Origin of the sequence: Gordonia sp. Z-3, from assembly GCF_036233855.1 — a bacterium.
Classification (GTDB): domain Bacteria; phylum Actinomycetota; class Actinomycetes; order Mycobacteriales; family Mycobacteriaceae; genus Gordonia; species Gordonia tangerina.
The window spans coordinates 149,093-173,907 of the sequence record NZ_JAZARS010000003.1 but is presented as its reverse complement, the minus strand read 5'-3'; the positions used below and the strand labels follow the sequence as shown (position 1 = coordinate 173,907).

Below are 24,815 nucleotides of genomic sequence, written 5' to 3'. Positions count from 1 at the left end.
AGGAAAGCGCGTGCGGACACGACCGGTCGGCACGCGCGCCCGATCCGGTCGGACGCTCACTCTACTGACTCCGCGGTAACCACCGGTTCTCCGGTGGTCATCTGCGGCTCGGACCGGGCGGACCGCCGAGCTCCCGGGTCACTTGTCGTCGGTCGTACCCTCGCCCGGGCGATCGGCGGAGTAGCTGTCGTCGGTGCGCGACTCGGTGCCCGGGTTGTCGATCTGCCTCGCGTCCGCGTCCTCGTCGAGTGCTTCGGGACGAGTGCTCAGCGCACCCGGGTACGTCTCGGCGGCCTCGTCGGTGGGCACCACGCGCACGATGGCCTGACGACTGAACCGGGTCACCACACCGGTGGCGATCTCCAGGTCGACGAAATCGGGTGTGGACTCGACGACAGTCGCGTACATGCCGGCCGTCAGTTGAACGCGGGCCCCGGTGGCCACGGAGTTCTGCATGTCCTGCATCTCGGTCATGCGCTTCTTCTGCTTACGGATGCTCAGGAACATGAATCCGGCCAGCAAGGCCAGCAAAAGGGGGAAGAAGAGGGACTCCATGACGGCAACAATCCTTGTCGGTTCGGTCGTGGTGATTTCAGGGCTTTTGCCCGTTTCGACCGCTCAGGTGGCGGCCGATCGCAGGCACGCTCGGACACACCAACTCATCCGGCGGCTCCAACCAGTGTGCCACGTCCCGTGGGGTGGTCCCGCGAGCCGGTCACAGGTCGTCGAAGAGACTGTCGGTGATGACGTCGCGGCTACGCACCCCGAAACTGGCATTCATGGCCCCCGCCGGTGGTGTGAGGCCGAGGTGATGCCAGGCCGCCGCTGTCGCCACCCGCCCGCGTGGGGTCCGCGCCATCATCCCGGCCCGCACGAGGAACGGTTCGCAGACTTCTTCGACTGTGGCGGGTTCCTCCCCGACTGCCACCGCGAGCGTCGAGACACCGACCGGCCCGCCACCGAATCCCCGCACCAGCGATCCCAACACGGCACGGTCCAGCCGATCGAAGCCGAGGTCATCGACGTCATAGACGGCGAGTCCGGCCCGTGCGATATCCACGGTGATCACGCCGTCGCCACGGACCTCGGCGTAGTCGCGGACGCGGCGCAGCAGACGATTGGCGATCCGCGGGGTGCCCCGCGACCGCCGCGCGACCTCGGTGGCCGCGTCGTCGCGCAACCGGATACCGAGGATGCCCGCCGATCGGCGCAGCACCTGCACGAGGTCGTCGGTCTCGTAGAACTCCATGTGCGCGGTGAACCCGAACCGGTCACGCAGCGGGCCGGTGAGTGATCCCGATCGAGTGGTGGCGCCGACGAGCGTGAACGGGGCGACGTCCAAGGGAATCGAGGTGGCACCCGGCCCCTTGCCGACGACGACGTCGACGCGGAAGTCCTCCATGGCGAGGTACAGCATCTCCTCGGCAGGACGGGCGATGCGATGGATCTCGTCGATGAACAGCACGTCCCCATCGACGAGGTTGGACAGCATCGCCGCCAGGTCACCGGCGCGTTCGAGCGCGGGCCCGGAGGTCACCCGGATGGCGGCCCCCATCTCGGCGGCGATGATCATCGCCAACGAGGTCTTGCCCAGCCCGGGTGGGCCCGACAACAGGATGTGATCGGGGGTGCTGCCCCGACCCTTCGCGCCATGCAGCACCAGCTCGAGTTGCTCGCACACACGGGGTTGACCAATGAAGTCGGCCAGCGATCGCGGCCGCAGCCCCGCGTCGAAGTCGCCGTCGGCATGCAACTCGTCGGGACTCACCGGGCGATCGTCGGGATCGGGCGAGGTCTCTGTCACGCGGTCTCCCCCGCTGTCACGTGGTCGTTCATCGGCTCTTGCCCATCAGGGCCAACGACTTGCGTAGCACGGTGGAGGCATCGGCATCGGGCTCGTCGGCGAGCACCGCCGTGACGGCCTTGTCGGCCGGTGCGGCGGTGAACCCCAACCCCACCAGCGCTTCGGCGACCTGATCACGAATCGACCCGGCGACCGGCGACGCGGCCACTCCCGCTTGGCCCGCCGTCGGCGCGTCGACCTTGTCGCGCAGTTCCACCACCAGTCGCTCGGCCACCCGTTTACCCACTCCCGGCACCGTGGTCAGTGCCTTGACGTCGGACTCGGCGAGCGCGCGGCGCAGCGAGGTGGGTTCGAGAACCGCCAAGACCGCCATCGCCAGGCGTGGCCCGACACCGGTGACGGTCTGCAGAAGGGTGAACAGCGCTCGCGCATCGGAGTCGGTGAACCCGTACAGGGTCATCGAGTCCTCCCGCACGATCATCGACGTGAGCAAGGTGGCTTCCTCGCCACGACGCACCGCGCCGACCGTCGCCGGCGTCACCAGCACTCGGTAGCCGACGCCCCCACAGTCGATGACGAGGTGATCGAGGGCCACATCCACCACTGGCCCACGCACCGACGCGATCATGCCACTCCCCCGTTCCCGGCTCGGGTCCTACCCGCCTGGCTCTTGTTCGTCTGGTTCGCGGACTGCTGGGCCCGGCCGCTCTGCGTCGCGCCGGGTTGCACTGCGCGTTCCCGACCAGCCTGGGCGATCCGCGACCGGTGTCGTCGGGCCAGCTCGTCGGCACGGCGCTGTGCCTGCGCCATCTTCTCCGTCATCGGCCCCCGCCAGCAGTGGCAGATCGCCAGCGCCAGCGCGTCTGCGGCATCGGCCGGTCGAGGTTTGGTCTGCATCCCCAGAATCCGCGTCACCATCGCAGTGACCTGGGCCTTGTCGGCGCGGCCACTACCGGTGACCGCGGCCTTGACCTCAGATGGCGTGTGAAACCGCACCGGGACGTCGCGCTGTCCTGCGGCCAGCGCGATGACCCCGCCGGCCTGCGCGGTACCCATCGCGGTCGACACCTGATTCTGGGCGAAAACGCGCTCGATCGCGACCACATCGGGTTGGTGCACGTCGAGCCAGTGACAGGCGGCGGTGTACACCGCCATCAGCCGGTCGGCGAGCTCCATGTCCGCGGAGGTCCGCACCACGTCGACGTCGAGCGCGGTGACCGTGCGCCCGCGTCCCGACTCGACCAGCGCGATCCCGCACCGCGTCAAACCGGGATCGACTCCCATCACGCGCACACGCACCTCCGTCACCGCTTCGATGTTCCGAACAGTTGTTCGAGATTCTATCGGCCGCATCCGACACCACCCGCGAACAACACGCAGTGACACGCATGCGCGCCGCACGAACTCGGACCGCACGAGTGCGGACTGCACGAGTGCGGACCGGTGAGCAACACGACACAATGGCGGACGCCATGGCCACCTATGAACCGATCACCCCCGACCGCCTCGAACAGATGTGTGCCGATGTCGCCGAACTCCACTCAGGCATCCACATCATGGCGATCGACGGTGCCGACGCGGCGCGACCGGTCGATCTTGCCGAACGGGTCGCCACCCGGCTCACCACACGGGGTCGTGCTGCGGCCGTCGTCTCGACGGCCGATTTCCTCCGGCCCGCCTCGCTCCGCCTTGAATACGGACACACCGACACCGAGAGTTACCGCACGATCTGGTTCGACCACGATGCCCTACGCCGTGAGGTGATCGACTCCGTCCGCGACCACGGTCGCTGGCTGCCCAGACTCTGGAATGCCCCGCGCGACCGATCATTTCGTGACGCTCCACGTCCGGCCGCCGCCGACCAGGTCATCCTCATTGCCGGCCCTCTGCTACTCGGTTCCGGACTCGACGTCGACACGACCATCGCACTGCTGATGAGTGAGGGCGCCCTGCGCAGACATACACCGCCCGGTATGGCCTGGACGATCCCCGCGCTGCTGGCCGGCGCGGAAGATGCCCCGCGTGCCGACATCGACGTGCGCTACGACCACCCGGACCGGCCGGCCATCCGCATGCGACGGCGTGCGGGATGACGCCGGTCAGGCGTCGAGTTCGGCGAGTACCTCGTCGCTGACGTCGACGTTGCTGTAGACGTTCTGCACGTCGTCGGAGTCCTCGAGTGCGTCGATGAGTTTGAACACCTTGCGCGCGCCCTCGGCGTCCACCGGTACGTCCACCGACGCCCGGAACGCTGCCTCGGCAGAGTCGTAGTCGATGCCGGCATCGACCAGCGCCGTTCGCACCGCGACGAGGTCGGTCGGTTCGCTGACCACCTCGAACGATTCGCCGAGGTCGTTGACCTCCTCGGCGCCGGCGTCCAGTACGGCCAGCAGAACGTCGTCCTCGGACTGCCCGTTCTTCTCCAGCGTGACCACACCCTTGCGGGTGAACAAGTACGCCACCGAGCCGGGATCGGCCATGTTGCCGCCGTTACGCGTCATCGCGGTGCGCACCTCGCCGGCCGCGCGATTGCGGTTGTCGGTCAGGCACTCGATGAGGATCGCCACCCCGTTGGGCCCGTAGCCCTCGTACATGATGGTCTGCCAGTCGGCGCCGCCGGCCTCTTCGCCCGCGCCGCGCTTGCGCGCACGCTCGATGTTGTCGTTGGGTACCGAGGTCTTCTTCGCCTTCTGGATGGCGTCGTACAGTGTCGGGTTGCCGGCCGGGTCACCGCCACCGGTCCTTGCCGCGACCTCGATGTTCTTGACCAGTTTGGCGAACATCTTGCCGCGCTTGGCGTCGATGGCCGCCTTCTTGTGCTTGGTGGTGGCCCATTTGGAATGGCCGCTCATGACACTCCCGCATCCGTATAGACGTCAATGACGAACGTGACCGTGCGATGACGATCCGCCCAACTCCTCGATCTTACCGGTGCGGGTTGTCGAGGCTCACACTCCCGACTCCCGCACCATCTCCACGAAGTAGCGGTGCACTCGGCGGTCCCCGGTCACCTCCGGGTGAAACGAGGTGGCCAGGACGTTGTTCTGCCGGACCGCAACGATCCGGTCCTTCGCGGGCCCCTCGGGCACCCGGGCGAGTACCTGCACGTCGGGCGTGATCGACTCCACCCACGGAGCGCGGATGAACACCGCCCGCATCGGCGGGTCACCCGCGGAATCGGTGACGCCATGGAACTGCAGATCTGTCTCGAAGCTCGCCACCTGACGCCCGAAAGCGTTGCGCCGCACAGTGATGTCCAATGCATCGAGATGACGGGCGTCGGGCCGGGTGTCGAGGATGGTGGTGGCCAGCATGATCATGCCGGCGCACGACCCATACGCCGGCATGCCGGCGGCCAGCCGCTCACGGAGCGGGTCGTACAGATCCAGGACACCGAGCAGGTGGCTCATGGTGGTGGATTCACCACCGGGGATGACGATGGCATCGACGTCGGCGAGTTCTGCCGGCCGTCGGACCGTCACCGGTTGTGCGTCAGCCTCGGACAGTGCCGCCAGGTGCTCACGGACATCACCCTGCAGTGCGAGCACACCGATCCGCGGATTTCCGACGGCGCTCACCGGTCCCGCCGCGCGTGCTGATCGGCCGGCATGTCGCGCCCCGTCCGACTCAGGCCTTCTTGGGTGACGGCGGCGACCATCCGACCCTCCAGATCGAAGATCCGCCCCTGGGTCAACGCACGCCCGGCGTCCGCGGAGGGCGAGGTCTGGTCGTACAGCAACCATCCGTCGGCGCGGAACGGCCGCATGAACCACATCGCATGGTCCAAGGATGCGGCTTGCGGTTCCACCCCCGGATGCGGCACCTTCGACGACCCCAACAGGGTCATGTCGCTCATGTAGGCGAGCGTGCCCACGTGGAACACCTGGTCATCGGGCAACCGACGGCGATGGCGGAACCACACACGCTGCTGCGCGGCGAAATAACTCGAGGTCGGCATCTGCTCGCGCGGCACCAGGCGCAGATCGAACTCCTGCCACTCCTTGAAGACTGCCTTCGCTTCGTCGGACAGCTCGTTCATCTGGTCGGGTAGATCGTCAGGCGACGGAACCGGGGGCATCCGGTCCTGATGCTCGATGCCGTGGTCGGTCCGCACATGAAACGACGCCGACATGGTGAAGATGGCCTCGCCCTGCTGGATGCCGGTCACCCGCCGCGTCGTGAACGACCGGCCGTCGCGAATGCGGTCGACGAGAAACACCGCCGGCAGGTCGGGGTTCCCCGGACGGAGGAAGTAGCCGTGCAGCGAGTGCACCGCGAAGTCGGCGTCGACGGTGCGCGTCGCCGACATGAGAGCCTGGCCTGCGACCTGGCCGCCGAAGGTGCGCTGCAGATGGCTACGGAACGCCGGCCCGCGGTAGATGTCGGTCTCGATCGCCTCGACCTGGAGGATCTCCTCGATGGTTGCCACGGGAAAACAGTATCGCGCGCACCGTCGCGATCTGTTCGGTGCGGTGGGGCCGCGTCAGAGTTCGTCGAGGGTGATCAAGCCATCCTGGACCGCCCGCGCCACCAGGGCCGCCTTTGTCGGCGCCGGCCGACCGACATCGGCGTACTTGGCCCGAATGCGCGTGAGATGGGTGTTCACCGTGCCGAGTGAAATGTACAACGATTGCGCCACAGCGGGTTTCGTCTCCAGCATCAACCAGGTCCGAAGCACCTCGATCTCCCGGACGGTCAGCGTGGGACTCTCGAGACCGGCGGCTGGGGCACCGCACATACAGCGCGACGATCCCACACCGGCCACCGCATCGTCGGTGACCAGCGTCATGGCGGTAGCCTCTCGTGACTCGTGACGCAGGCCGTCGGTGTGCTCAGCCGATCCCGGCAGCGGCATCCGACGCTGCGCGAGCCGCGCGAGCGCCTCCTGCCGCCTGCGCAGAGCCTCGGCTTCGCGACGGGCCTCGCGCGCACCGCCGACCCGATCGGCGCCACGCACTGTGCGATGAGTAGCGGGGCGAACAGCTGCGTGACGTGGCGCGATCTGATGGGCGATGCCGGTCATGATTGTCCTCACTCCTCGTGGGGCAGACGAGGTGTCTGGCCCGCTGTCGTGAGTTAGACGCAGCAGCCCGCCGTGAGGTTCCCGTCAATTTTCGTGGGCATCGACATCGTCGCCGTCGGCGGACGCCGCCCGTACGGCGACGACCACCACCGTCACGTTGTCGTGGGCGCCGAGCGCCAAGGCGGCGTCCACCAGTGCCGCGGCAGCCTTCCCGGCACCGTCGGCGTCGGCGAGGATCTCGGCGATCTCCTCGTCGGGCAGCTCACCGGTCAGACCGTCCGAACACACCAGGAGCGTGTCGCCGGGCAACGCCGGCATCGAGAAGAAGTCGGCCTCGGGCTCCACCATTCCCGCGCCCAGCGCGCGCGTGATCACATTGCGCCGCGGATCGACCCGGGCCTGTTCGGGGGTCAAGAAACCGGCGTCGACGAACTCCTGGACCTGCGAATGGTCGACGGTCAACTGGGTCAGCACCCCGGCCTGCATCCGGTAGGTCCGCGAATCTCCGATGTTGAGCACCAACCAGTGCGGTGCGTGGTCGTGTGTCACCAGCACCGCACCGGTGGCCGTCGTTCCGGCGCGGCGCTCGGTCTCGGTCGCGATCTCACCGATGCGATCCTGCGCCCGGGTGAGGGATTCGATCAGCTCGAGTTGGGTCTGCGTCTGATCGTGCAGGCTGTCGACGTCGGCCAGCGTCAGCAATGCCGTCTCACTGGCGACCTCACCGCTGTCGTGTCCACCCATCCCGTCGGCGAGCAGATACTTCCCCGGCGCGATGAGGGCGGCGTCCTCATTGGCCTCCCGGACCCGTCCCACATTGCACACGGCGGCCCAATCGAGATGCAGGCCGGCCAGGGTGTCGGTGCCGCAGCGGGACTCGTCCCGCACGATGGTCGCCGCGTCCATGATCAGCAGATCCTACGGCAGATCGGCTACCAGCCTCGTTCGGCGAGGCGGTGTGGCTGCGGAATGTCGTCGACGTTGATGCCGACCATCGCCTCACCGAGCCCGCGCGACACCTTCGCCAGCACGTCGGGATCGTCGTGGAAGGTGGTGGCCTGCACGATCGCCGCCGCACGCTGAGCCGGGTTACCCGACTTGAAGATCCCCGACCCGACGAACACACCCTCGGCACCGAGTTGCATCATCATCGCCGCATCGGCCGGGGTGGCGATACCACCGGCGGTGAACAGCGTGACCGGCAGTTTGCCGGCCTGCGCGACCTCGACGACCAGGTCGTAGGGCGCCTGCAGCTCCTTGGCCGCCACGTACAGCTCGTCTGTGGGCAACGACGTCAACCGGCGGATCTCATCGCGGATCTTGCGCATGTGCGTGGTCGCGTTCGACACGTCACCGGTGCCGGCCTCCCCCTTGGAACGGATCATCGCCGCACCCTCGGTGATCCGGCGCAACGCCTCACCCAGATTGGTGGCGCCACACACGAACGGCACCGTGAACGCCCACTTGTCGATGTGATTGGCATAGTCGGCCGGGGTCAACACCTCCGACTCGTCGACATAGTCCACGCCGAGGCTCTGCAGCACCTGAGCCTCCACGAAATGCCCGATCCGCGCCTTGGCCATCACCGGGATCGACACCGCCGAGATGATCCCGTCGATCATGTCGGGATCGCTCATCCGCGAGACACCACCCTGGGCACGGATGTCGGCCGGGACGCGCTCGAGCGCCATCACCGCCACCGCACCGGCATCCTCGGCGATCTTGGCCTGCTCAGCGGTGACCACATCCATGATGACGCCACCCTTGAGCATCTCGGCCATGCCGCGCTTCACCCGGGCGGTACCCTGCCCGACGGTCGGCGCCGGGTCGTGCCCGCCGTGGCCGTTGACGGTGTTCGGGGCGTCCGGTCCGGGAGTGTTCCCTGACTGGAATTGACTCACTGATGTCTCCTGATGTCGTCATTCCGGCACCTGGTGCCGGGTCCGCGTGAGGCGGACTGTCCCACAAGTCTAGGCGAGGTCAGGAACCGCTCGCCGGGGTGACCCGTTCGACGATCTCGAAGAACTGCGGCAGTTCGGCGGTGCCGCCCAGATGCAGCCACACCACGAGCCGACGCTCGGCCAGATTGCGGGTGTCACGCACCGCGTCGTTGTAGAACCGTCGGGCCATCATGATGCGGGTCTCGGCGTCGGCGAGCTCTACCACGAGGCCCTGCGGACGCGACCCGGTGTCGAGTTGGGCGAGCAACGTCGAGACGGCGTTCTCGGCCTGCTCCCGCGAGTCCGGCACAGCATGCTCGGCCTGATCGGCCGCGGCCGCCAGGTCCTGTCCCACCGCCCGGACCTGGTCGTCGTAGCCGGCGATCATCCCGGCTGCGATGGACCGGGCGACCACCGCGCGGCGCGCCAGCGCGGCGTCGAGAGCCTGGCGCGCCAGGTCGACGCGGACGTTGAGCCGGTCAAGTCGGTTCGCGGTCTGGAAGGCCCAGCCGGCGGCGAGCACGACGACGAACACGATCGCCACGATCAGCGCGACGGTCCAACCCGAGATGGTCATTGCGTGCCCTCCCTACTCGGCCACCACGACGGACCCGGCCCCCACGGTCACGGTCTCGTACACGCGCAGGATCTGATCGGCCACCCGCGACCAGTCGTATCGATCGGCGCGACGGCGACCCGCCGCGACGAGTTCGGCCCGCGCATCGTCGTCGGCGAGCAGGTCGACGAGGGCGGCGCCGAGTTCATCGACCGACCCGGTGGAGACCAGACGGCCGGCCCGACCGTCGTCGAGGACCCGACGAAATGCGTTGAGATCGCTCGCGAGGACTGCCGCGCCGGCGGCCATCGCCTCGACCAGCACGATCCCGAAGCTCTCACCGCCCAGATTGGGTGCGCAGTACACGTCTGCCGAACGCAGCGCCCGCGCCTTGGTCTTGTCATCGACCTGACCGAGGAACACCAAACGATCCGCGAGCCCACCGGCACGTCGGCGCAGGGCACGCTCGTTGCCGCCGCCGACGACGAGGACCCGGATGTCGGGGAACTCCGCGACGACAGCGGGTAGCGCACGCATGAGGATGTCGATGCCCTTGCGCGGCTCGTCGTAGCGTCCCAGGAACAGCACGGTGCGACCCGGCCACGGGTAGCCGTCGAGGGGTTCGGCGTCGGCAAAGGAGGCGGCGTCGATGCCGTTGGGGATCTCCACCGCGTCGGAGCCCAACGATTCCATCTGCCAGCGCCTGGCCAGTTCCGAGACGGCGATCTTTCCGGCGATGCGTTCGTGATAGGGCCGCAGAATGCCCTGGAACACCGACAGCCACATCGATCGGGTGGTCGAGGTGTGAAAGGTGGTCACGATCGGGCCGGACGCGACCATCAGCGACAACATCGAGATGCTCGGCGCGTTCGGCTCGTGAACGTGCAACACGTCGAATCCGTACTCGTCGATCCACGCTCGGAGTCGCAGATAGCCGGTCGGGCTGAAGTTCACGCGCGACACCGACCCGTTGTAGGGAATCGCCAGGGCCGGCCCCGCCGACACCACGTAATCGGGAAGCGGGGTCTGCGGCGCCGAGGGCGCCAGCACGCTCACTTCGTGACCGCGTTCGATGAACACCTGCGCGAGCTCGACGACGTGCGCCTGCACGCCGCCGGGCACGTCGAAGGAGTACGGGCAGATCATCCCGATCCTCATCGCCGCCACTCCTCGCGGCCGGTTTCGCGTGTCGGGGCCGCACTGCCCTCGCCTGCGGCCTCGATACGCGCACGCCGCGCCGCCGACCAGTCGGCCTCCCAGAGCGGCTGCAGCATGTGCCAGTCCTGCGGGTGGGCGGCGATGTTACGGGCGAACGCGTCGGCGAGCGCCTGGGTGGCCGCCTCCACCCCGCCGGAGACGTCGATCGGTGCGCCACAGGAGATGCGTGATGTGGGTGGCTCGGTGAACCAGTGGTGGACGGGTAACAGTGCTGCGCCGGTCTCGATGGCCAGCAGCGCCGACCCCGCCGGCATCCTTGTCTTCTCACCGAAGAAGTCCACGGGGACACCGTGGTGCGCCAGATCGCGTTCACCGAGGAGACAGACGATCCCGTTGTCGCGCAGCCGATCGGCGAGGAGCCCGAACGGCGGCTGCTCGCCGCCGCTGAGCGGGAAGATCTCGAAGCCCAGCGATTCCCGGTAAGCGACGAACCGCGTGAACAGCGACTCGGGTTCCAGACGTTCGGCGACGGTGGCGAATCGCCCGTAGTTCTGTACCAGCCAGACTCCGGCCATATCCCAGTTGCCGGTGTGCGGCAGCGTCAGGATCACGCCCTTTCCCCCGGCGAGCGCGGCGTCGACGTGCGCGCGGTCGGCGGGTGGAACGGTGACCGTGGACGCGGTCTGCGCGAGGTCCAGCGCCGGGAGCCGGAAGGCTTCGCACCAGTACCGGGCGTAGGAGCGGACCGCTGCGGCCACCAGGTCGTCGGGCACGTCGTCGGGGTCCACGCCGAGGACACGGGAGAGATTGCGCCGCAGTTGGTCCGGGCCACCGTGCCGTCGTCCGACGATGTTGCCCACGCGGTCGAAGGCTCCGCGCGCCAGTGATTCGGGTGCGTAGCGGACGGCCGCCCACCCGGCTGCATACCCGAGGTCGGACAATCGTGCGCTCAGCGAGATCGTCGAAGGGTTGTGACCGTCCCTCATGGGTGTCAGTGTGCCCCTGCCTCGCGTTGCGTGCCGGTCGGCGGCTCCTCGTCGGAATCCTCGGCATCCTCGGATTCCTGCGCGGCCAACGGAATCAGATCGCGCCCACCCGGCGATGAGTAGATCGACCACATGCGCTGGCCCACCGTGATCACCGACAGCACCGCGAGCACCCACATTGCGACATGAATTGCCCATCCGATACCCAGGCCGGTGAATCCGGTTCCGACGAGCACGATGATGAGTCGGTCCGGACGCTCGATCCAGCCACCGTCGCCGTTGAGGCCGCTGGCCTCGGCCCGCGCCTTCGCATACGAGATGACCTGGGAGGTCACCAGACAGATCAGCGTGGCGACGAGCAGCAGGTCGTGGGGTTCGGTGACCGCACACCACCACGCCAGGCCGGCGAAGATGGCGCCGTCGGCGATCCGGTCGCAGGTGGCGTCGAGTACCGCTCCGAACCGGGTGCCGCCGCCACGCGCCCGGGCCATCGCACCGTCGAGCATGTCGAACATCACGAACAGCCAGATGACCAGGGTGCCGACGAACAGATAACCCATCGGGAACAGCGTCAGCGCGGCGACGATCGTCGCCGTGGTGCCGATGAGGGTCATGATGTCGGGTGTGAGACCGGTGCGCAGGAGGGCCCGACCCAGCGGAAGGGTGACCTTCGACACCGAGGCCCGGCCTCGGATGCTCAGCATCTGCCCGCTCCTTTCCTCCCCCGACCGGCGTGCGTCACGACTGTTCGTGCCAGGCCGCGGCGAGCAGCGAACGGGTGTCGCGCAGCAACTGTGGCATGACTTTCGTCTCGCCGACAACCGTGATGAAGTTCGCGTCGCCGATCCACCGCGGCACGATGTGCTGATGCAGGTGCTCGGCGAGCGATCCACCCGCCGCGTGTCCGAGGTTGAGACCGACATTGAACGCGTTGGGGTTGGAGACCGCTTTGATGGTCCGCAGCATTTTCTGGGTGAACGCCATCAGCTCGGCGGATTCGTCGACGGTCAGCGCCTCGAGATCCGCGACCTGCCGATACGGCACGATCATCGTATGCCCAGGGTTGTACGGGTAGAGGTTGAGCACGGCGTACACAGCCTCGCCGCGCGCGACGATGAGCCCCTCCTCATCCGACATCGTCGGGATGTCGAGGAAAGGATGGCCCGTTGCTTTCTCCGACGGTGGCGGGTCGGCGGTGATGTAGGTCATCCGATGGGGACTCCACAACCGCTGCAGGCGATCGGGATCCCCGGTGCCGCAATCCCGGATCGTGCGATCGTCGTCAGCCATCGGCGGTGCCCGCCCGGTCCGCCGTGTCGATGGCCGCCTCCGTCGGAGAATCGTTGCGTCGCTGCGCAACCCAATCGGTGATGAGCGCCACCGCGGTGTCCACCGACACCCCGTTGACCTGCGACCCGTCGCGGAACCGGAAACTCACCGCGTCGGCGGTCACGTCGCGCTCGCCGGCCAGCAGCATGAACGGGACCTTGGCCTTGGTGTGGGTGCGAATCTTCTTCTGCATCCGGTCGTCGGAGTAATCGACCTCCGCGCGTATGCCGGCAACCTTGAGCCGGTCGATCACCCCCTGCAGATGATCGGCGAAGGCCTCGGCCACGGGGATACCGACCACCTGCACCGGAGCCAGCCAGGCCGGGAACGCCCCCGCGTAGTGCTCGGTGAGGACGCCGAAGAACCGTTCGATCGAGCCGAACAGCGCCCGGTGGATCATCACCGGACGGTGCTTGGCGCCGTCGGCGCCGGTGTACTCGAGTTCGAATCGTTCGGGCTGGTTGAAGTCGAGCTGGATGGTCGACATCTGCCAGTTGCGCCCGAGCGCGTCCTTCACCTGCACCGAGATCTTGGGGCCGTAGAACGCCGCACCCCCTGGGTCGGGCACCAGGTCCAGCCCGGACTCCCGGGCCACCTCGGCCAGGGTGTTGGTCGCGATCTCCCAGGATTCGTCGTCACCGACGAACTTCTTGGGGTCCTTCGTCGAGAGCTCGAGGTAGTAATCGTCGAGCCCGTAGTCGGAGAGCAGGTCGAGCACGAAGGTGAGCAGTGACCGCAGTTCGTCGCGCATCTGCTCGCGGGTGCAGTAGATGTGGGCGTCGTCCTGGGTCATGCCTCGCACGCGCGTCAGGCCGTGGACGACACCGGACTTCTCGTAGCGATACACCGAACCGAACTCGAACAGCCGCAAGGGGAGTTCGCGGTAGGACCGTCCGCGCGACCGGAAGATCAGGTTGTGCATCGGGCAGTTCATCGGCTTGAGGTAGTAGTCCTGGGCCGGCTTGCGGACCGACCCGTCCTCGTTGAACTCGGCGTCGAGCTGCATCGGCGGGAACATGCCGTCCGCGTACCACTCGAGATGGCCGGACATCTCGTAGAGGTGAGATTTGGTGATGTGCGGGGTGTTGACGAACTCGTAACCGGATTCGGTGTGCCGGTGCCGCGAGTAGTCCTCGAGCTCCTTGCGAATGATTCCACCCTTCGGGTGGAACACCGGCAGGCCGGAACCGAGTTCGTCCGGGAAGCTGAACAGGTCCAGTTCGGCGCCGAGTTTGCGATGGTCACGGCGTTCGGCTTCGGCGAGCAGCTCGAGGTAGGCGTCCTGGGCTTCCGACGACTCCCAGGCGGTGCCGTAGACGCGCTGCAGGTCGGCATTGTTCTGGTCACCACGCCAGTACGCAGCCGAACTGCGGGTGAGCTTGAACGCGGCGATGTATTTGGTGGTCGGCACGTGCGGGCCACGACACAGGTCGCACCAGATCGTCTCGCCGGTGCGCGGATTGAGGTTGTCGTAGGCCGTCAGCTCCGCACCGCCGACTTCCATCACCTCGCTGTCGGCGGCGGCCCCCTTGTCGTCGATCAGTTCGAGCTTGTAGGGCTCGCGCGCCAACTCCATCCGCGCGGCGTCCTTCGACGCGTACACGCGCCGCGAGAACCTCTGACCCGACTTGATGATTTGCTTCATCTTCTTCTCGAGAGCCGTCAGGTCCTCGGGGGTGAACGGCTCGGCGACGTCGAAGTCGTAGTAGAAGCCGTCCTTGATCGGCGGACCGATACCGAGTTTGGCGTCCGGGAAGAGTTCTTGCACGGCCTGGGCCAGGACGTGCGCACAGGAATGTCGGATGACGCTGCGACCGGCCTCGGTGTTTGCGACCACGGGCTCGACGTCGGTGTCGAGATCGGGGGTCCAGGACAGATCACGGAGCTGCCCGGCGGCATCGCGGACCACCACGATGGCCTCGGGTCCCTTGTTCGGCAGGTCGTGATCGCGCAGCGCCGTGCCCGCGGTGGTCCCGGCCGGCACGCGAATCGTGGCGGGGGCGGTGACCTGCAGATCGTCGGGCACGAGACGCTCCTCAGCAGTTGTGACACGGGGGTCGTGTCGATGGGCATGGGTTACTCAAGAGATCGTATCTGCGCCGTATCCGACGACCGGGAACCACCCGGAGGCGTCCCAGGAGGCTTTCGGTCAGGACAGTCTGCTTGCGGTCACGACAAGATGGGGCTCGACAGCCAATCGGCGTCGATGTTGAACCATCCGGCGACCATGCCGACCGCGCCGAGCAACCACAGGGTCACTACCACGACTGCGGCGGTGCCCAGCCAGAAGACGGCCTGGACCGACCAATGCTGCCGACCGATCCAGACCATCCAGGCGTCGTACTTGCCACGCGCGAACGTCAGCAGCCGGTGGGCCCAGCCGAACTCCGAGGCAAGGATCCCCAGGCCGACGAACACGATCAGCCACCCCGGACCTGGGTAAGGGATGGCGACGACGCCGCCGGCGAGTACCAGCGTGCCCACGACGCCGATGGCGACCCGGTACCCGAGGTTCAACGTTGGATTCTGCCGGATCACATATCGGCGTTGGCGCGCCCACACTCGCATCTTGGTCGCCACGCCACTCCGTTCCCTCGCCCGTCGGGCCGTCGCGGCCCGCCCTCCTCGTGACACAATCGATCCGCCGGTGCCCGTCTCGTCGATCACGGTCGGCAGATGGGCACCCCGGCGGATCACGGCGTCCAGGATACGTGGCAGTCCACCGGTGCCCCCATGCATGTGGACGCCGCGGCTCGAGTTCGCCGACACGCCGTGAACCCGTCCCGGCGGCGTTAACCTATCGATGTTCACGACAGTTGCCCCACGTCTCCGGGTGATCAACGGGTGGCCATGATGCAGACCGGACCTGACCTGCGCGCTCGCTCCGGCCTGCCCATCGGGCGGTGACCGGTGCTCTCGACTCTGCCGGCCGCGTTCGGCAACCACCTCCGTGTGCACGATCCCGATCACGATGCGCTACGCAGGGCCGTACGTGCCGGACTGATCATTCCGGTGTCATTTGCGCTCGGCCTGGCGGTCGGGGGTGCACAGACACCGTTGTTCGCCGCGTTCGGGTCGTTCGCGCTGCTGGTCTTCGCCGATTTCCCGGGCGACCGACGGGCGCGTGCCACGAGCTACCTCGGTCTCGGCGTCGTGGGCGCAGCGATGATTACCGTGGCCACTCTCGTGTCCCGGTCCGCGTGGCTCGCGGTAACCGCGATGTTCCTGGTCGGCGTGGTCGTGATCTTCGTCGGGGTACTCAGTGCCGCCCTCGCTGCGGCGCAGCGCTCGGTGCTGTTGACATTTGTGCTGCCGGTGGCGACGCCGGCGGCGCCCAGCGCCATCGGCGACCGGCTGCTCGGCTGGTTGATAGCACTGGTGTGTTGTGTTCCCGCCGTGCTCTATCTGCTCGCACCGCGTCATCACGACCGGCTGCGCAGGCAAGCCGCCCGGATGTGTCGCCTGCTCGCCGATCTGGTCACGGGCAACGGCGATCTCGACGAGGCACGCGCGACCATGCGGGATCTCCGGACGAGTTTCCAGGCGACCGCGTGCCGACCGGTGGGCCTGTCGGCCGGTAGCCGGGCACTCGTGCGTGTGGTCGGTGAGCTGGAATGGCTCACCGACCGTCTGACCCTCCCGTCGTCCGGAACCGTGGCGACCGGGTCGTCGCCGGCGACATCGGCACGGATGTTGCGTGCGGCAGCGGCGACACTGGGGGCCGACGGCTCCGAACTCCGATCGGCCATGCGCACTCTCGAGCAGCTGGTGGCAGAGCTGGATTCCGAACGTGACCAGGCCTTCGACGACTTCGCGGCGGCAACCGATCACCGCACGGCAACTGCCGTGCTCGCCTCGCACGCGGTGGATTCTGCGGTGGCCACCGTCGGGCGCATCGTCGCCTGGTCGGGGGCCGCCGATGCGCGAAGAACGATCGACCGGCTCCTCGGGCGGGGGCTGTCCGGCCGGGGCGCCGACGGCCGCATGATCCCGGCTCCATTGGTGTCACCGCACTACACCCGTGGCTATCTGCGCTCGCGGTCGGTGAGTCTGCAAAACAGTCTTCGCGGTGGGTTGGGTCTGGCCGCCGCAGTCGCGGTCACCGAGTTGCTCTCGATACAACACGGTTTCTGGGTCGTACTCGGCACGTTGTCGGTACTCCGCAGTTCCGCGCTCACCACCGGATCCTCGGTGCTGCGCGCCATCGTGGGCACCGTCATCGGGTTTGCGCTCGGCGCCGGGTTCCTCGCGATGGTGGGCACAGGTCCGGTGGCGTTGTGGCTCGCCCTTCCGCCTGCGATCTTCCTGGCCGCCTTCGTCCCAGAGGTGGTGTCGTTCATCGCGGGTCAGGCCGCCTTCACGGTGACGGTTCTGTTGCTGTTCAACGTGATCGACCCGGTGGGCTTTCAAGTCGGGCTGATTCGGATCGAGGATGTGCTGATCGGTTCGGCCGTGGCCGCCGTCGTGGCCGTGCTGCTGTGGCCACGCGACGTCGGTACCGCACTTCGAGCAGGCAGCGACGACGCGGCGGTGGCCTGCTCCCGTTTCCTACTCGCCGCGGTCCGACACATCACCCGCAAGCGGCCGCTCGATACCGCGGTCGTTGCCGACACTTATTCCGCGGCGAGGACGTTCGACGACGACGTACGCCAGTACCTGGCCGAGAACGGCGGCGGACCAGGGGCCCTCACGCCGGTGCTGGATGCCTCGACACGAGTGGTGCGGACCGTACTGGCCGCAGAAGCGATCGGGCGGCTCACGCCCGATTGCCGCGCACCTGCGGGCTCAGGGGTCGGAGAGGCGCTCGAACGGCATGCGGCACAGATCGCCATCTGGCTCACCGAGGGAGGCCGACGACGCGCGTCGGCCTCGGTCGGTGCCGACCTGCTCGATGTGCTCGGTGCCCATCGGGTAGGCGCCGACCTGCTCTGGACCGCAGCATATCTCAACGAACTGGAGTTGTTGTGGGACCATCAGACGCGGTCGGACCGACCGGTGTGAGGACGCCCGCCGGCAGTTGGCCGCCCACCGGCACGGCGTGCGCGAGGATCACACGAAACGCCGCACGCCCTCGCCGCCGCCATGTGCCGGCCACCCCGGGCCACCGGTGCTCGCGAACCTCACCCATGCGTCATGCATGTCGTCGGCGATACGTTGATCCGGCTCGGGTCCGACCAACGCATGGGCCGCGGCGAGATGGTCGAAGACGAACGGGATCTCCACCGCGTGGCCGGCCTGGATGTCGGCCTGCGGACTGCGGTAGCCGAACTCGTACAGGTACGTCGAACCCGTCGGCCGGGATTCGGCGATCTCCGTGGTCGGCGACGAGAAGGCCCGCGCGGTGAGCGCCTCGCTGAGCACATCACCGGCACTCGCCCCGGCAGCGAGCCGAGTGCGGAGATGGTCGAGGCCACCGGGCGCGCGACCCAGGACCGCTGCCGCGCCCTCCTCGGTGACGGCCTGCGCTCCGCCGGTCGCGACCATGAAGAAGCGGAATTCATCGGCATTCCAGCCCGCGAGCAACGGTATGTCGGCTCCGGCACCCGCGGCGATGGCCTGACAGGGAACCGCTGGGAGGACTTCGCCGTCGACGACCGGGAACTGTGACATGATCCCCATACCGACGTCGACGACCGTCGGCCCCCACACCTCCGGGTTCGGGTCGAGCATCAGTTCCAGCGCCACCGTCGATTGGGCGCGCAGCATGTCGTCGACGCCGATACGGCCCAAGGCCTCGACGGACGCATCGACGTCGAGGATCTCCGCGAGACGAGCAGTGACCTTGCGCGCGTCGGTCGGATCGGCCGCGGCAGAACCATTGCCGCTCTGCATTATCGCGCGCCGGAACAGACCGGTGGCCAGTGGCGAGGCCAGCAGTGACGCGATGCTCATCGCTCCGGCGGACTCGCCGAAGACCGTGACGTTGTCGGGATCCCCACCGAAGGCCGCGATGTTGTCACTCACCCACCCCAGCGCGGCGATCTGATCGAGCAGCCCACGATTGTCCGGCGCCCCCTCGATCGATGCGAAACCCGCTGTGCCGAGCCGATAGTTGATCCCGACACAGACGACGCCGTCACGAGCGAACGTGTCCCCGGCATACATCTCGATGCGATTGGAGCCACGCGTGAATGCGCCCCCGTGGATCCACACCATCACCGGCAGGCCGCCCGCGCTCGGGTCCGGGGTCCACACGTTGAGATTCAGATAGTCGTCGCCGAGCACGATCGTGTTGTCGAGCAACGCGGCGATCGGGGCCGGATAGCCGACCTGCGGAGCGGTCGGCCCGTACTCGGTGGCCGGTTGCACTCCGTCCCACGCAGCGGGAGGCGCCGGAGCAGCGAACGCCGCCGCGCCTATGGGTGGTGCGGCGTAAGGGATTCCGAGATAGGCGAAGATCCCGTCGGCACCCAGGCCGCGAACGCGGCCACTGGTTGTGTCCACCGCGGGAGCATCCACGTCAGCACGAGTCATACCGATCGACCGTACGCGACCGTGCCGGTTGTGGTGGCTCATCCTCGGAAGCCGATCCCCGTGGTCGACGCAGGTCTACCGTGGGCTCCAAGGGTGAATGGAGGAGTGATGGCCGACCCGACCACTGCCGTGCGTGATGTCGAGCAACGCTACGACGAGGCGTGGCAGCGGGGTGACCTCGACGGCATCCTCGCGTGCCTCCATCCCGCCGCCGTGCTGGTGAGCCCGCGTGACGAGGTGGCCCGCGGGCACCGTGAGATCCGAGCCGTGTTGGGCCGACTACTCAGCGGCGAGGCCGCCGGATCGTGTCACGAGAGCACCATCGACCGCGTCGAGTTCGTCACCGACGACGTCGCCGTTGTCGACGGGCGGGCGCGGGTGACGGGGGTTGCGCGCTCGCTCGGCGGCGAGGCAGCAGTTGTCGTGCACGGTTTCACCGACGTGCTCGTACGCAGCGACGAGCGGTGGGTCATCTCCCAGATCCGCGCCCATGGTCTGCATTCGCCCGAGCGGTGACGAGACTGCGTACCTGCCGGTCGATGGCGACTTCGGCCCTCTCACCCACCCCGGCTCAGGCGCGGTCCAACTGCGAGGTGAGGTGGTGGGTCATCGGCACACCGACCGCCGCCATCGCGAAGTCGGTGCGCAGGCTGTCGCCGTCGAGCCGATATCGACGTTCGGTTGCCTCCACCGATTTGGCCGTGGCCGTTGCGTTCACGACGCCGGACATCCTGAGTTCGACGACCCCGTCGATGACTTCCAGCGTGCCCGCGCACAGTTCGGTGTGCCCGGTCGGCTGTGCGAGGGTGAGTTCGACGACGCCGTCGGCCGGCACGCGCAGGAATCCGGATTCGGTGTGCAGCGGAACCCCTGTCGCCGAGCGAGTGCGCTGGCGGTAGACCAGGAAGGGTTTGCCGATGTTCTCGACGGTGATCGTCTCGGTGTAATCGAACGATTCGATCGTCGGATACTCACCGCTGCCCGGACCGGTCCAGGTGCCGACGAGAGAGGCGATTGGGGTCAGATTCGGGGCAAGATCCACCCTGCGAGGGTAATGCCGCACCGACGGCGAAACAGTGAGGCCCTCCCCGCAGAAAGCGGAAAGGGCCTCACTGGTCTCCTGTGGTCCCGGCTGGGATCGAACCAGCGACCTTCCCGGTGTGAACGGGACGCTCTTCCACTGAGCCACGGGACCGCGCGAGACGCCGTCGGCGCCTGTGCACGAGGCAGAAGATTACACGCTCACCACTCGCATCCCCAAATCGGCCCGTTGGGTGCGCCGAACATTCTCAAGCGGTCGGCGCCGCACATACGATTGGCCGCCCACAGCACTTTGACCAGGCGATTTGGCGAAGCGCGAGTACGTCGGATAGTGTTCCTCATCGCGTCGAGAGCAACAAAAGATCCACAAGATCGCTCCCGACCACGCGGATGTAGCGCAGCTGGTAGCGCATCACCTTGCCAAGGTGAGGGTCGCGGGTTCGAATCCCGTCATCCGCTCGAGGCGAGTCCTCTCGCATCTGGTGGTGTGGCCGAGTGGTGAGGCAACGGCCTGCAAAGCCGTGTACACGGGTTCGATTCCCGTCGCCACCTCCACACCAATTGCATATCCCGCGCGATTAGCTCAGTGGGAGAGCGCTTCCCTGACACGGAAGAGGTCACTGGTTCAATCCCAGTATCGCGCACCACGAAAAGCCCGCTGCCCCGCAGCGGGCTTTGTGCATCTGAAGGCTGGTGCGGCTCGAGCACCCCGGAAAGGCAACCGGGCCAAGGCCCTCGAGGATGTCGGACCCGACCTGGGGCCCGCCCCCTGACGCGCAAACCTTGAGTGGTTCAGCTCCCGATTCCCAAACCACCCGCGATCGTCGGCCACGCACGATGCAGGTCACGATTCCAGTAGCCCCACGAGTGCAGCCCCGGCCGGAAATCGTAGGTCGCGCTGACACCGGCTCTCTCGGCGCGCGCCTTGAAACCCAACGTGCACTGCAGGACGACACTTTCCAGGAGACCACCAACCGGCGACGCGAGGCCGGCGAGGCCCAGCGACGGGTCCGGCACGCCGTTTCCGCTGGAGATGTAGACGACCTTCCCTCGCAGGGCGGCCACATGAGCGGCAGGATCGTGGGCCGCCCACTCCGAGCCGCTCACCGGGCCCCACATGTTGTCCGGGTTGCCGCCGCGCGTTGCCACGGTCGCGGCGGTCGCCTGTCGGAACTCACTCGATCCCTGGTCGAGGCACCCGCTGAATGCGGCCACCGCCGTGTACAGGTCGGGATGGCGCACAGCGATCGACATGGCGCCGAGGGCGCCCATGGAGAGCCCACCGATGGCGTTCACGCCGCTACCCTGAAAACGCGAATCAATCAGTGGCGGCAACTCTTCGGTGAGAAACGTCTCCCACCGGTTGTTCCCGAGCACCGGGTCGGCCGTAGACCAGTCTGTGTAGTAGGAACCGGTACCGCCGATCGGCAGCACCACGTTGACCGCTTTGTCAGCCATGAACTCGGCGATATCGGTCTAGTAGGTCCAGCCGCTCTGGGTGTAATTGGTGTAGACGCCGCCGTCGATTCCGTCCAGGAGATACCAGGTCGGCCGCTCCCGGTCCCGCCGTGCGGGCACAAGAACCGACACGCGGATCGGTCGATCCATCGCCCGCGAATACACGGTCACCGTCGCGTGGTTAGGGGTCGTCATGGACATCGCGAGTATTCGAGACGGCCCGCGCGCATCGGGTACGGCCGCGGCGGGCCCGCCTGCCCATCCCCCCACGCCGATCATCAAACATGCTGCGACGACCAGAACGGCAGATCTCTGCCACATTGCTTGTCTCCCCCACAGAATCCCGACCACGGCCGGCCACCTCGCGGCCCCCACCGCCGAGATGATCAACGACAGTGAAACACGAATGCGTCGGCTCCGGGGGCAATACGGACATGCAGGCCCCACATGTCAACAGGGCCGACGATCATCCGAGTCAGTTGTCGGTCGCCAGACCCAGAGCGCCCAGGCACATCAGGTCGAGTGTGTCGAGCAGAGCGTCTTCGTCGGCGTCCTCCCCTTGGACGAGCCACAGGTAGAGCGTGTGGTCGACCATCGCCGCCATCGCGCGTGCCGCCATCACCGGATCCAGTGACGCCCGCACCCGACCCTGTTCCTGCCAGTGCGCGATGGCGCCGGCCGTCTTGTCGATCAGCGACGCACGATGCTCGTGGCGCAGGTGCCGGAACTCCTCGTTGAAGGTCGCCACCTGTTCGACGATGGCCATCATGCGAGCATGCCGCCGATACGCCTGGTAATAGGAACGATTGGTGGCGATGAGGCGCTCAGCTGGGGTCATTCCCGGAGCAGACGGTTCTTTGCGATGCACTTCGGTGAACAGCCGGGTGCTCAACTCCCGGAAGACGTCTTCCTTCGACACGAAGTATCGGTAAAAGGTCCCGTAGGAGACACCGGCCTCCTGAGCGATCAACTCCACTCGCGCATCGACGAATCCGATGCGCTCGAATACCCGCTGCGCACCGTCGAGCACGGCGTCGCGCGTGGCCCTGCCCCGCGGCGACAGAGCGTCGACCGGCGCCGGCACACCCGAGGTGCTTCCGGTGGACTTGTTGACAGCGAGCCTGGCCACGAACAAGACTCTTCAGCAAGTTGACATGACAGTCAAGTCATGTCACGGGTCGCCGATCATCTCCGAAAGGACGCTCCACATGCCGACCAACCCCAACTTCGAACTCCGCGGCATCAACCACCTCGCGCTCGTCTGCGCCGATATGCGCAGGACCATCGACTTCTACTCCGGTGTCCTCGGCATGCCCCTGGTGAAGACCCTCGATCTGCCCGGCAACCTCGGACAGCATTTCTTTTTCGACTGCGGCGGCGGCAACACGGTGGCGTTCTTCTGGCTCGCCGACTCGCCGGACGCCGCCCCCGGTATCGCCGCCCCAAAAGGACGCCCCGATGAGGGCGAACTGGCCAGCGCCATCGGCTCGATGAACCACGTCGCCTTTGCCGTGCCGCCCGAGGACTTCGACGACTACCGCAGCCGTCTCGAGGCCGCCGGCGTCGCGGTCAGCCCCGTTCTCAACCACGACGACAGCGCCGCCGGCGTCTCCCGGCATGTACATCCGGGCACATTCGTCCGCTCCTTCTACTTTCAGGACCCGGACGGAGTTCTGCTGGAGTTCGCTTGCTGGACACGCGAATTCACCGACGCCGACGTCGCCCACGAACCGAAGACGGCAGCGGACCGCCGCGTCGCCACCCCCTCCTGAGCCCACCAGAACGCCCACCGAGAGGAACTCATGCCACGCCTGCCCGAGGTCCATCGCGCCGACGTCACCGACGACAAGATCCGGTACTTCTACGACCGCCTGTTCGGCCCCGACAAGGACCCCGCGACCGAGCACGGGACGATCCATGCGACCCCCGGTGATTGGTGGACGGTGTTCGCCAACTCCCCCGAGGTGTTCGGTCACGCAGTTCGCGGCTTTGCGCTCTACCGCAATGCGACACTCGATCCCCTGCTGCGCGAACTCGGTCAGGGCCGCGCGGGTTATGCGCGCGGCAGCCAGTTCGTGTTCTCCCAACACTGCAAGCAGATGCGGTCACTGGGTATGCCCGAGGAAAAGATCGCGGCGATCCCCGCGTGGCAGGTCAGCGATCTGTTCAGCCCCCTCGAACGTGCGGTGCTGGCCTACGCCGACGGTCTGGTGCTCGACGGTGGACGAGTCCCCGACGCGGTCTTCGCCGTGCTCACCGAGCACCTCCCGGCCAACCAGATCCTGGAACTGACCTACATCACCGCGCTGTACGACATGCACGCCACGATGGCCAAGGCACTGCGACTGGAGTTCGACGACGTCCCCGAACGCGTCGCAGAGGTCCGGATACCCGAGGGCGTCAAGGTCGCCGACCTCTCGGCGGATCTGTCCGGAGAGTAGCCGGGCCCGCCTCACCACCGGCGCGGCGTACGCTGCGCATGTGCGAGCGCCCACCGTGATCGAGATCGTCGACGACCCGCGCCACGCCGCGGAGATCGCCACGCTGGCGGCAGCCACCTTTCCGTTGGCCTGCCCGCCCCACTCGACGACCGCGGACATCGCCGAGCACATCCGTGAGCACCTGCAGCCGGCGAACTTCGACCATCACATCACCAGCGCCGACAGTGACGTCGTGGTGGCGCGCGACGGGATCGAGGGACCGGTCATCGGATACAGCCTGGTGCTGCACACCGCGCCGGTCCACCCAGATGTCGCGGCGGTGGTGACGCAACGGCCGGTCACCGAGATCTCCAAGATGTACGTGGCACCGGACCATCACGCCCGCGGACTCACCGAGGCGCCTTCGCACATGCTGATGCAGACCGCACTCGAGGTGTCACGCTCCCGAGGCAGCGTGCTGGCATGGCTTGGCGTCAATCAGGAAAACGAACGCGCACAACGCTTCTACACCAAAATGGGTTTCGCACGGGCCGGAGTCAAGACGTTCGATCTCAACGGCTCCGTCGAGCACGACTTCATCTTTGTTCAGCAGCTGTGAAATCCGC

At 67.2% G+C, this 24,815-nt stretch carries 26 protein-coding genes, 4 tRNA genes and 1 pseudogene; 9 read left to right on the top strand and 22 right to left on the bottom strand.

Features of this window, described 5'->3' with window-relative positions; all coding sequences use genetic code 11:
* Positions 1-138: 138 nt before the first annotated feature.
* The 4 genes from yajC to ruvC all read right to left on the bottom strand — a co-directional run bounded on the left by yajC (position 139) and on the right by ruvC (position 3,097).
* A complete protein-coding gene (yajC, locus tag VX037_RS04485) occupies positions 139-555 on the bottom strand; it encodes a preprotein translocase subunit YajC (RefSeq protein WP_266062148.1) in 417 nt (138 codons plus the stop codon).
* A gap of 160 nt (positions 556-715) precedes the next feature.
* The gene (ruvB, locus tag VX037_RS04480; protein WP_235722107.1) at positions 716-1,804 is read right to left on the bottom strand and encodes a Holliday junction branch migration DNA helicase RuvB; all 1,089 of its coding nucleotides are present in this window, start codon (positions 1,802-1,804) and stop codon (positions 716-718) included.
* Between the two features lie 28 nt (positions 1,805-1,832).
* Positions 1,833-2,432, bottom strand: coding sequence for a Holliday junction branch migration protein RuvA (ruvA, locus tag VX037_RS04475; protein ID WP_235722108.1), 600 nt, complete (start codon positions 2,430-2,432; stop codon positions 1,833-1,835).
* Entirely contained in the window at positions 2,429-3,097 is a 669-nt protein-coding gene (gene ruvC / locus VX037_RS04470; protein WP_287015507.1) for a crossover junction endodeoxyribonuclease RuvC, read from the bottom strand. Before ruvC ends, ruvA begins: the two co-directional genes overlap by 4 nt.
* A gap of 179 nt (positions 3,098-3,276) precedes the next feature.
* Between ruvC and VX037_RS04465 the strand changes: the two genes are divergently transcribed.
* Positions 3,277-3,897, top strand: a complete 621-nt coding sequence (locus VX037_RS04465) for a hypothetical protein (RefSeq protein WP_328713362.1) — start codon at positions 3,277-3,279, stop codon at positions 3,895-3,897.
* Positions 3,898-3,903: 6 nt separating this feature from the next.
* Here the strand turns inward: VX037_RS04465 and VX037_RS04460 are convergent, their stop codons facing one another.
* The 13 genes from VX037_RS04460 to VX037_RS04400 form a co-directional block, all read right to left on the bottom strand.
* Positions 3,904-4,656, bottom strand: a complete 753-nt coding sequence (locus tag VX037_RS04460; RefSeq protein ID WP_235722110.1) for a YebC/PmpR family DNA-binding transcriptional regulator — start codon at positions 4,654-4,656, stop codon at positions 3,904-3,906.
* A gap of 96 nt (positions 4,657-4,752) precedes the next feature.
* Entirely contained in the window at positions 4,753-5,382 is a 630-nt protein-coding gene (gene pdxT, locus VX037_RS04455; protein ID WP_235722111.1) for a pyridoxal 5'-phosphate synthase glutaminase subunit PdxT, read from the bottom strand.
* Positions 5,379-6,233, bottom strand: coding sequence for an acyl-CoA thioesterase (locus VX037_RS04450; RefSeq protein WP_235722112.1), 855 nt, complete (start codon positions 6,231-6,233; stop codon positions 5,379-5,381). The genes pdxT and VX037_RS04450 overlap by 4 nt, the downstream gene beginning before the upstream one ends.
* A 54-nt stretch (positions 6,234-6,287) precedes the next feature.
* On the bottom strand, positions 6,288-6,827 hold the full coding sequence (locus VX037_RS04445; protein WP_235722113.1) for a helix-turn-helix transcriptional regulator: 540 nt from the start codon (positions 6,825-6,827) through the stop codon (positions 6,288-6,290).
* An 84-nt stretch (positions 6,828-6,911) separates the two neighbouring features.
* Positions 6,912-7,733, bottom strand: coding sequence for a PP2C family protein-serine/threonine phosphatase (locus VX037_RS04440; protein WP_328713360.1), 822 nt, complete (start codon positions 7,731-7,733; stop codon positions 6,912-6,914).
* Between the two features lie 26 nt (positions 7,734-7,759).
* Positions 7,760-8,728 (bottom strand): pyridoxal 5'-phosphate synthase lyase subunit PdxS, encoded by a 969-nt coding sequence (gene pdxS / locus VX037_RS04435; RefSeq protein WP_328713358.1) that lies wholly within the window; start codon positions 8,726-8,728, stop codon positions 7,760-7,762.
* Between the two features lie 79 nt (positions 8,729-8,807).
* On the bottom strand, positions 8,808-9,344 hold the full coding sequence (locus VX037_RS04430; protein ID WP_235722115.1) for a LemA family protein: 537 nt from the start codon (positions 9,342-9,344) through the stop codon (positions 8,808-8,810).
* 12 nt (positions 9,345-9,356) lie between these two features.
* Positions 9,357-10,481, bottom strand: a complete 1,125-nt coding sequence (locus VX037_RS04425; RefSeq protein WP_235722116.1) for a glycosyltransferase family 4 protein — start codon at positions 10,479-10,481, stop codon at positions 9,357-9,359.
* Complete coding sequence (locus tag VX037_RS04420; RefSeq protein WP_328713356.1) at positions 10,478-11,467, bottom strand: phosphatidylinositol mannoside acyltransferase; 990 nt, start codon at positions 11,465-11,467, stop codon at positions 10,478-10,480. The genes VX037_RS04425 and VX037_RS04420 overlap by 4 nt, the downstream gene beginning before the upstream one ends.
* A 5-nt stretch (positions 11,468-11,472) precedes the next feature.
* Positions 11,473-12,171 carry a phosphatidylinositol phosphate synthase gene (gene pgsA / locus VX037_RS04415; protein WP_266062624.1) on the bottom strand — a complete coding sequence of 233 codons (699 nt, stop codon included), beginning with the start codon at positions 12,169-12,171 and terminating at the stop codon, positions 11,473-11,475.
* Between the two features lie 34 nt (positions 12,172-12,205).
* Positions 12,206-12,757 carry an HIT family protein gene (locus VX037_RS04410; protein WP_328713354.1) on the bottom strand — a complete coding sequence of 184 codons (552 nt, stop codon included), beginning with the start codon at positions 12,755-12,757 and terminating at the stop codon, positions 12,206-12,208.
* Entirely contained in the window at positions 12,750-14,822 is a 2,073-nt protein-coding gene (thrS, locus tag VX037_RS04405) for a threonine--tRNA ligase (RefSeq protein ID WP_328713352.1), read from the bottom strand. Before thrS ends, VX037_RS04410 begins: the two co-directional genes overlap by 8 nt.
* A gap of 143 nt (positions 14,823-14,965) precedes the next feature.
* Positions 14,966-15,364, bottom strand: coding sequence for a TIGR02611 family protein (locus VX037_RS04400; protein WP_235722371.1), 399 nt, complete (start codon positions 15,362-15,364; stop codon positions 14,966-14,968).
* A 342-nt stretch (positions 15,365-15,706) separates the two neighbouring features.
* Here VX037_RS04400 and VX037_RS04395 point away from each other — a divergent pair, with 342 nt between their 5' ends.
* A complete protein-coding gene (locus VX037_RS04395) occupies positions 15,707-17,797 on the top strand; it encodes an FUSC family protein (RefSeq protein WP_328713350.1) in 2,091 nt (696 codons plus the stop codon).
* A 48-nt stretch (positions 17,798-17,845) separates the two neighbouring features.
* Here VX037_RS04395 and VX037_RS04390 read toward each other — a convergent pair whose 3' ends face one another.
* Positions 17,846-19,270: a carboxylesterase/lipase family protein gene (locus VX037_RS04390; RefSeq protein WP_266062621.1), complete on the bottom strand. Its 1,425-nt coding sequence runs from the start codon at positions 19,268-19,270 to the stop codon at positions 17,846-17,848.
* 108 nt (positions 19,271-19,378) lie between these two features.
* On the opposite strand from VX037_RS04390, the gene VX037_RS04385 reads away from it, so the two are divergent.
* Entirely contained in the window at positions 19,379-19,786 is a 408-nt protein-coding gene (locus tag VX037_RS04385) for a YybH family protein (protein ID WP_328713348.1), read from the top strand.
* Between the two features lie 55 nt (positions 19,787-19,841).
* Here VX037_RS04385 and VX037_RS04380 read toward each other — a convergent pair whose 3' ends face one another.
* Together VX037_RS04380 and VX037_RS04375 are read right to left on the bottom strand one after the other, a co-directional pair.
* On the bottom strand, positions 19,842-20,312 hold the full coding sequence (locus tag VX037_RS04380) for an FABP family protein (protein ID WP_328713346.1): 471 nt from the start codon (positions 20,310-20,312) through the stop codon (positions 19,842-19,844).
* 81 nt (positions 20,313-20,393) lie between these two features.
* Positions 20,394-20,465 (bottom strand) — tRNA-Val (locus tag VX037_RS04375).
* A gap of 232 nt (positions 20,466-20,697) precedes the next feature.
* Here VX037_RS04375 and VX037_RS04370 point away from each other — a divergent pair.
* The 3 genes from VX037_RS04370 (at position 20,698) to VX037_RS04360 (ending at position 20,958) form a co-directional block, all read left to right on the top strand.
* Positions 20,698-20,770 (top strand) — tRNA-Gly (locus VX037_RS04370).
* A gap of 22 nt (positions 20,771-20,792) precedes the next feature.
* A tRNA-Cys gene (locus VX037_RS04365) sits at positions 20,793-20,866 on the top strand.
* A 17-nt stretch (positions 20,867-20,883) separates the two neighbouring features.
* Positions 20,884-20,958, top strand: a tRNA-Val gene (locus tag VX037_RS04360).
* Between the two features lie 145 nt (positions 20,959-21,103).
* Here VX037_RS04360 and VX037_RS04355 read toward each other — a convergent pair.
* Together VX037_RS04355 and VX037_RS04350 are read right to left on the bottom strand one after the other, a co-directional pair.
* Positions 21,104-22,048: pseudogene (locus tag VX037_RS04355) on the bottom strand (alpha/beta hydrolase).
* A gap of 196 nt (positions 22,049-22,244) precedes the next feature.
* Positions 22,245-22,898: a TetR/AcrR family transcriptional regulator gene (locus tag VX037_RS04350; protein WP_235722126.1), complete on the bottom strand. Its 654-nt coding sequence runs from the start codon at positions 22,896-22,898 to the stop codon at positions 22,245-22,247.
* A gap of 79 nt (positions 22,899-22,977) precedes the next feature.
* On the opposite strand from VX037_RS04350, the gene VX037_RS04345 reads away from it, so the two are divergent.
* The 3 genes from VX037_RS04345 to VX037_RS04335 are packed head-to-tail and all read left to right on the top strand — an operon-like array spanning position 22,978 to position 24,808.
* Positions 22,978-23,541, top strand: a complete 564-nt coding sequence (locus VX037_RS04345) for a VOC family protein (protein ID WP_235722127.1) — start codon at positions 22,978-22,980, stop codon at positions 23,539-23,541.
* A gap of 30 nt (positions 23,542-23,571) precedes the next feature.
* Positions 23,572-24,210: a carboxymuconolactone decarboxylase family protein gene (locus tag VX037_RS04340; protein WP_235722128.1), complete on the top strand. Its 639-nt coding sequence runs from the start codon at positions 23,572-23,574 to the stop codon at positions 24,208-24,210.
* A gap of 40 nt (positions 24,211-24,250) precedes the next feature.
* A complete protein-coding gene (locus tag VX037_RS04335) occupies positions 24,251-24,808 on the top strand; it encodes a GNAT family N-acetyltransferase (protein ID WP_235722129.1) in 558 nt (185 codons plus the stop codon).
* Positions 24,809-24,815: the final 7 nt, after the last annotated feature.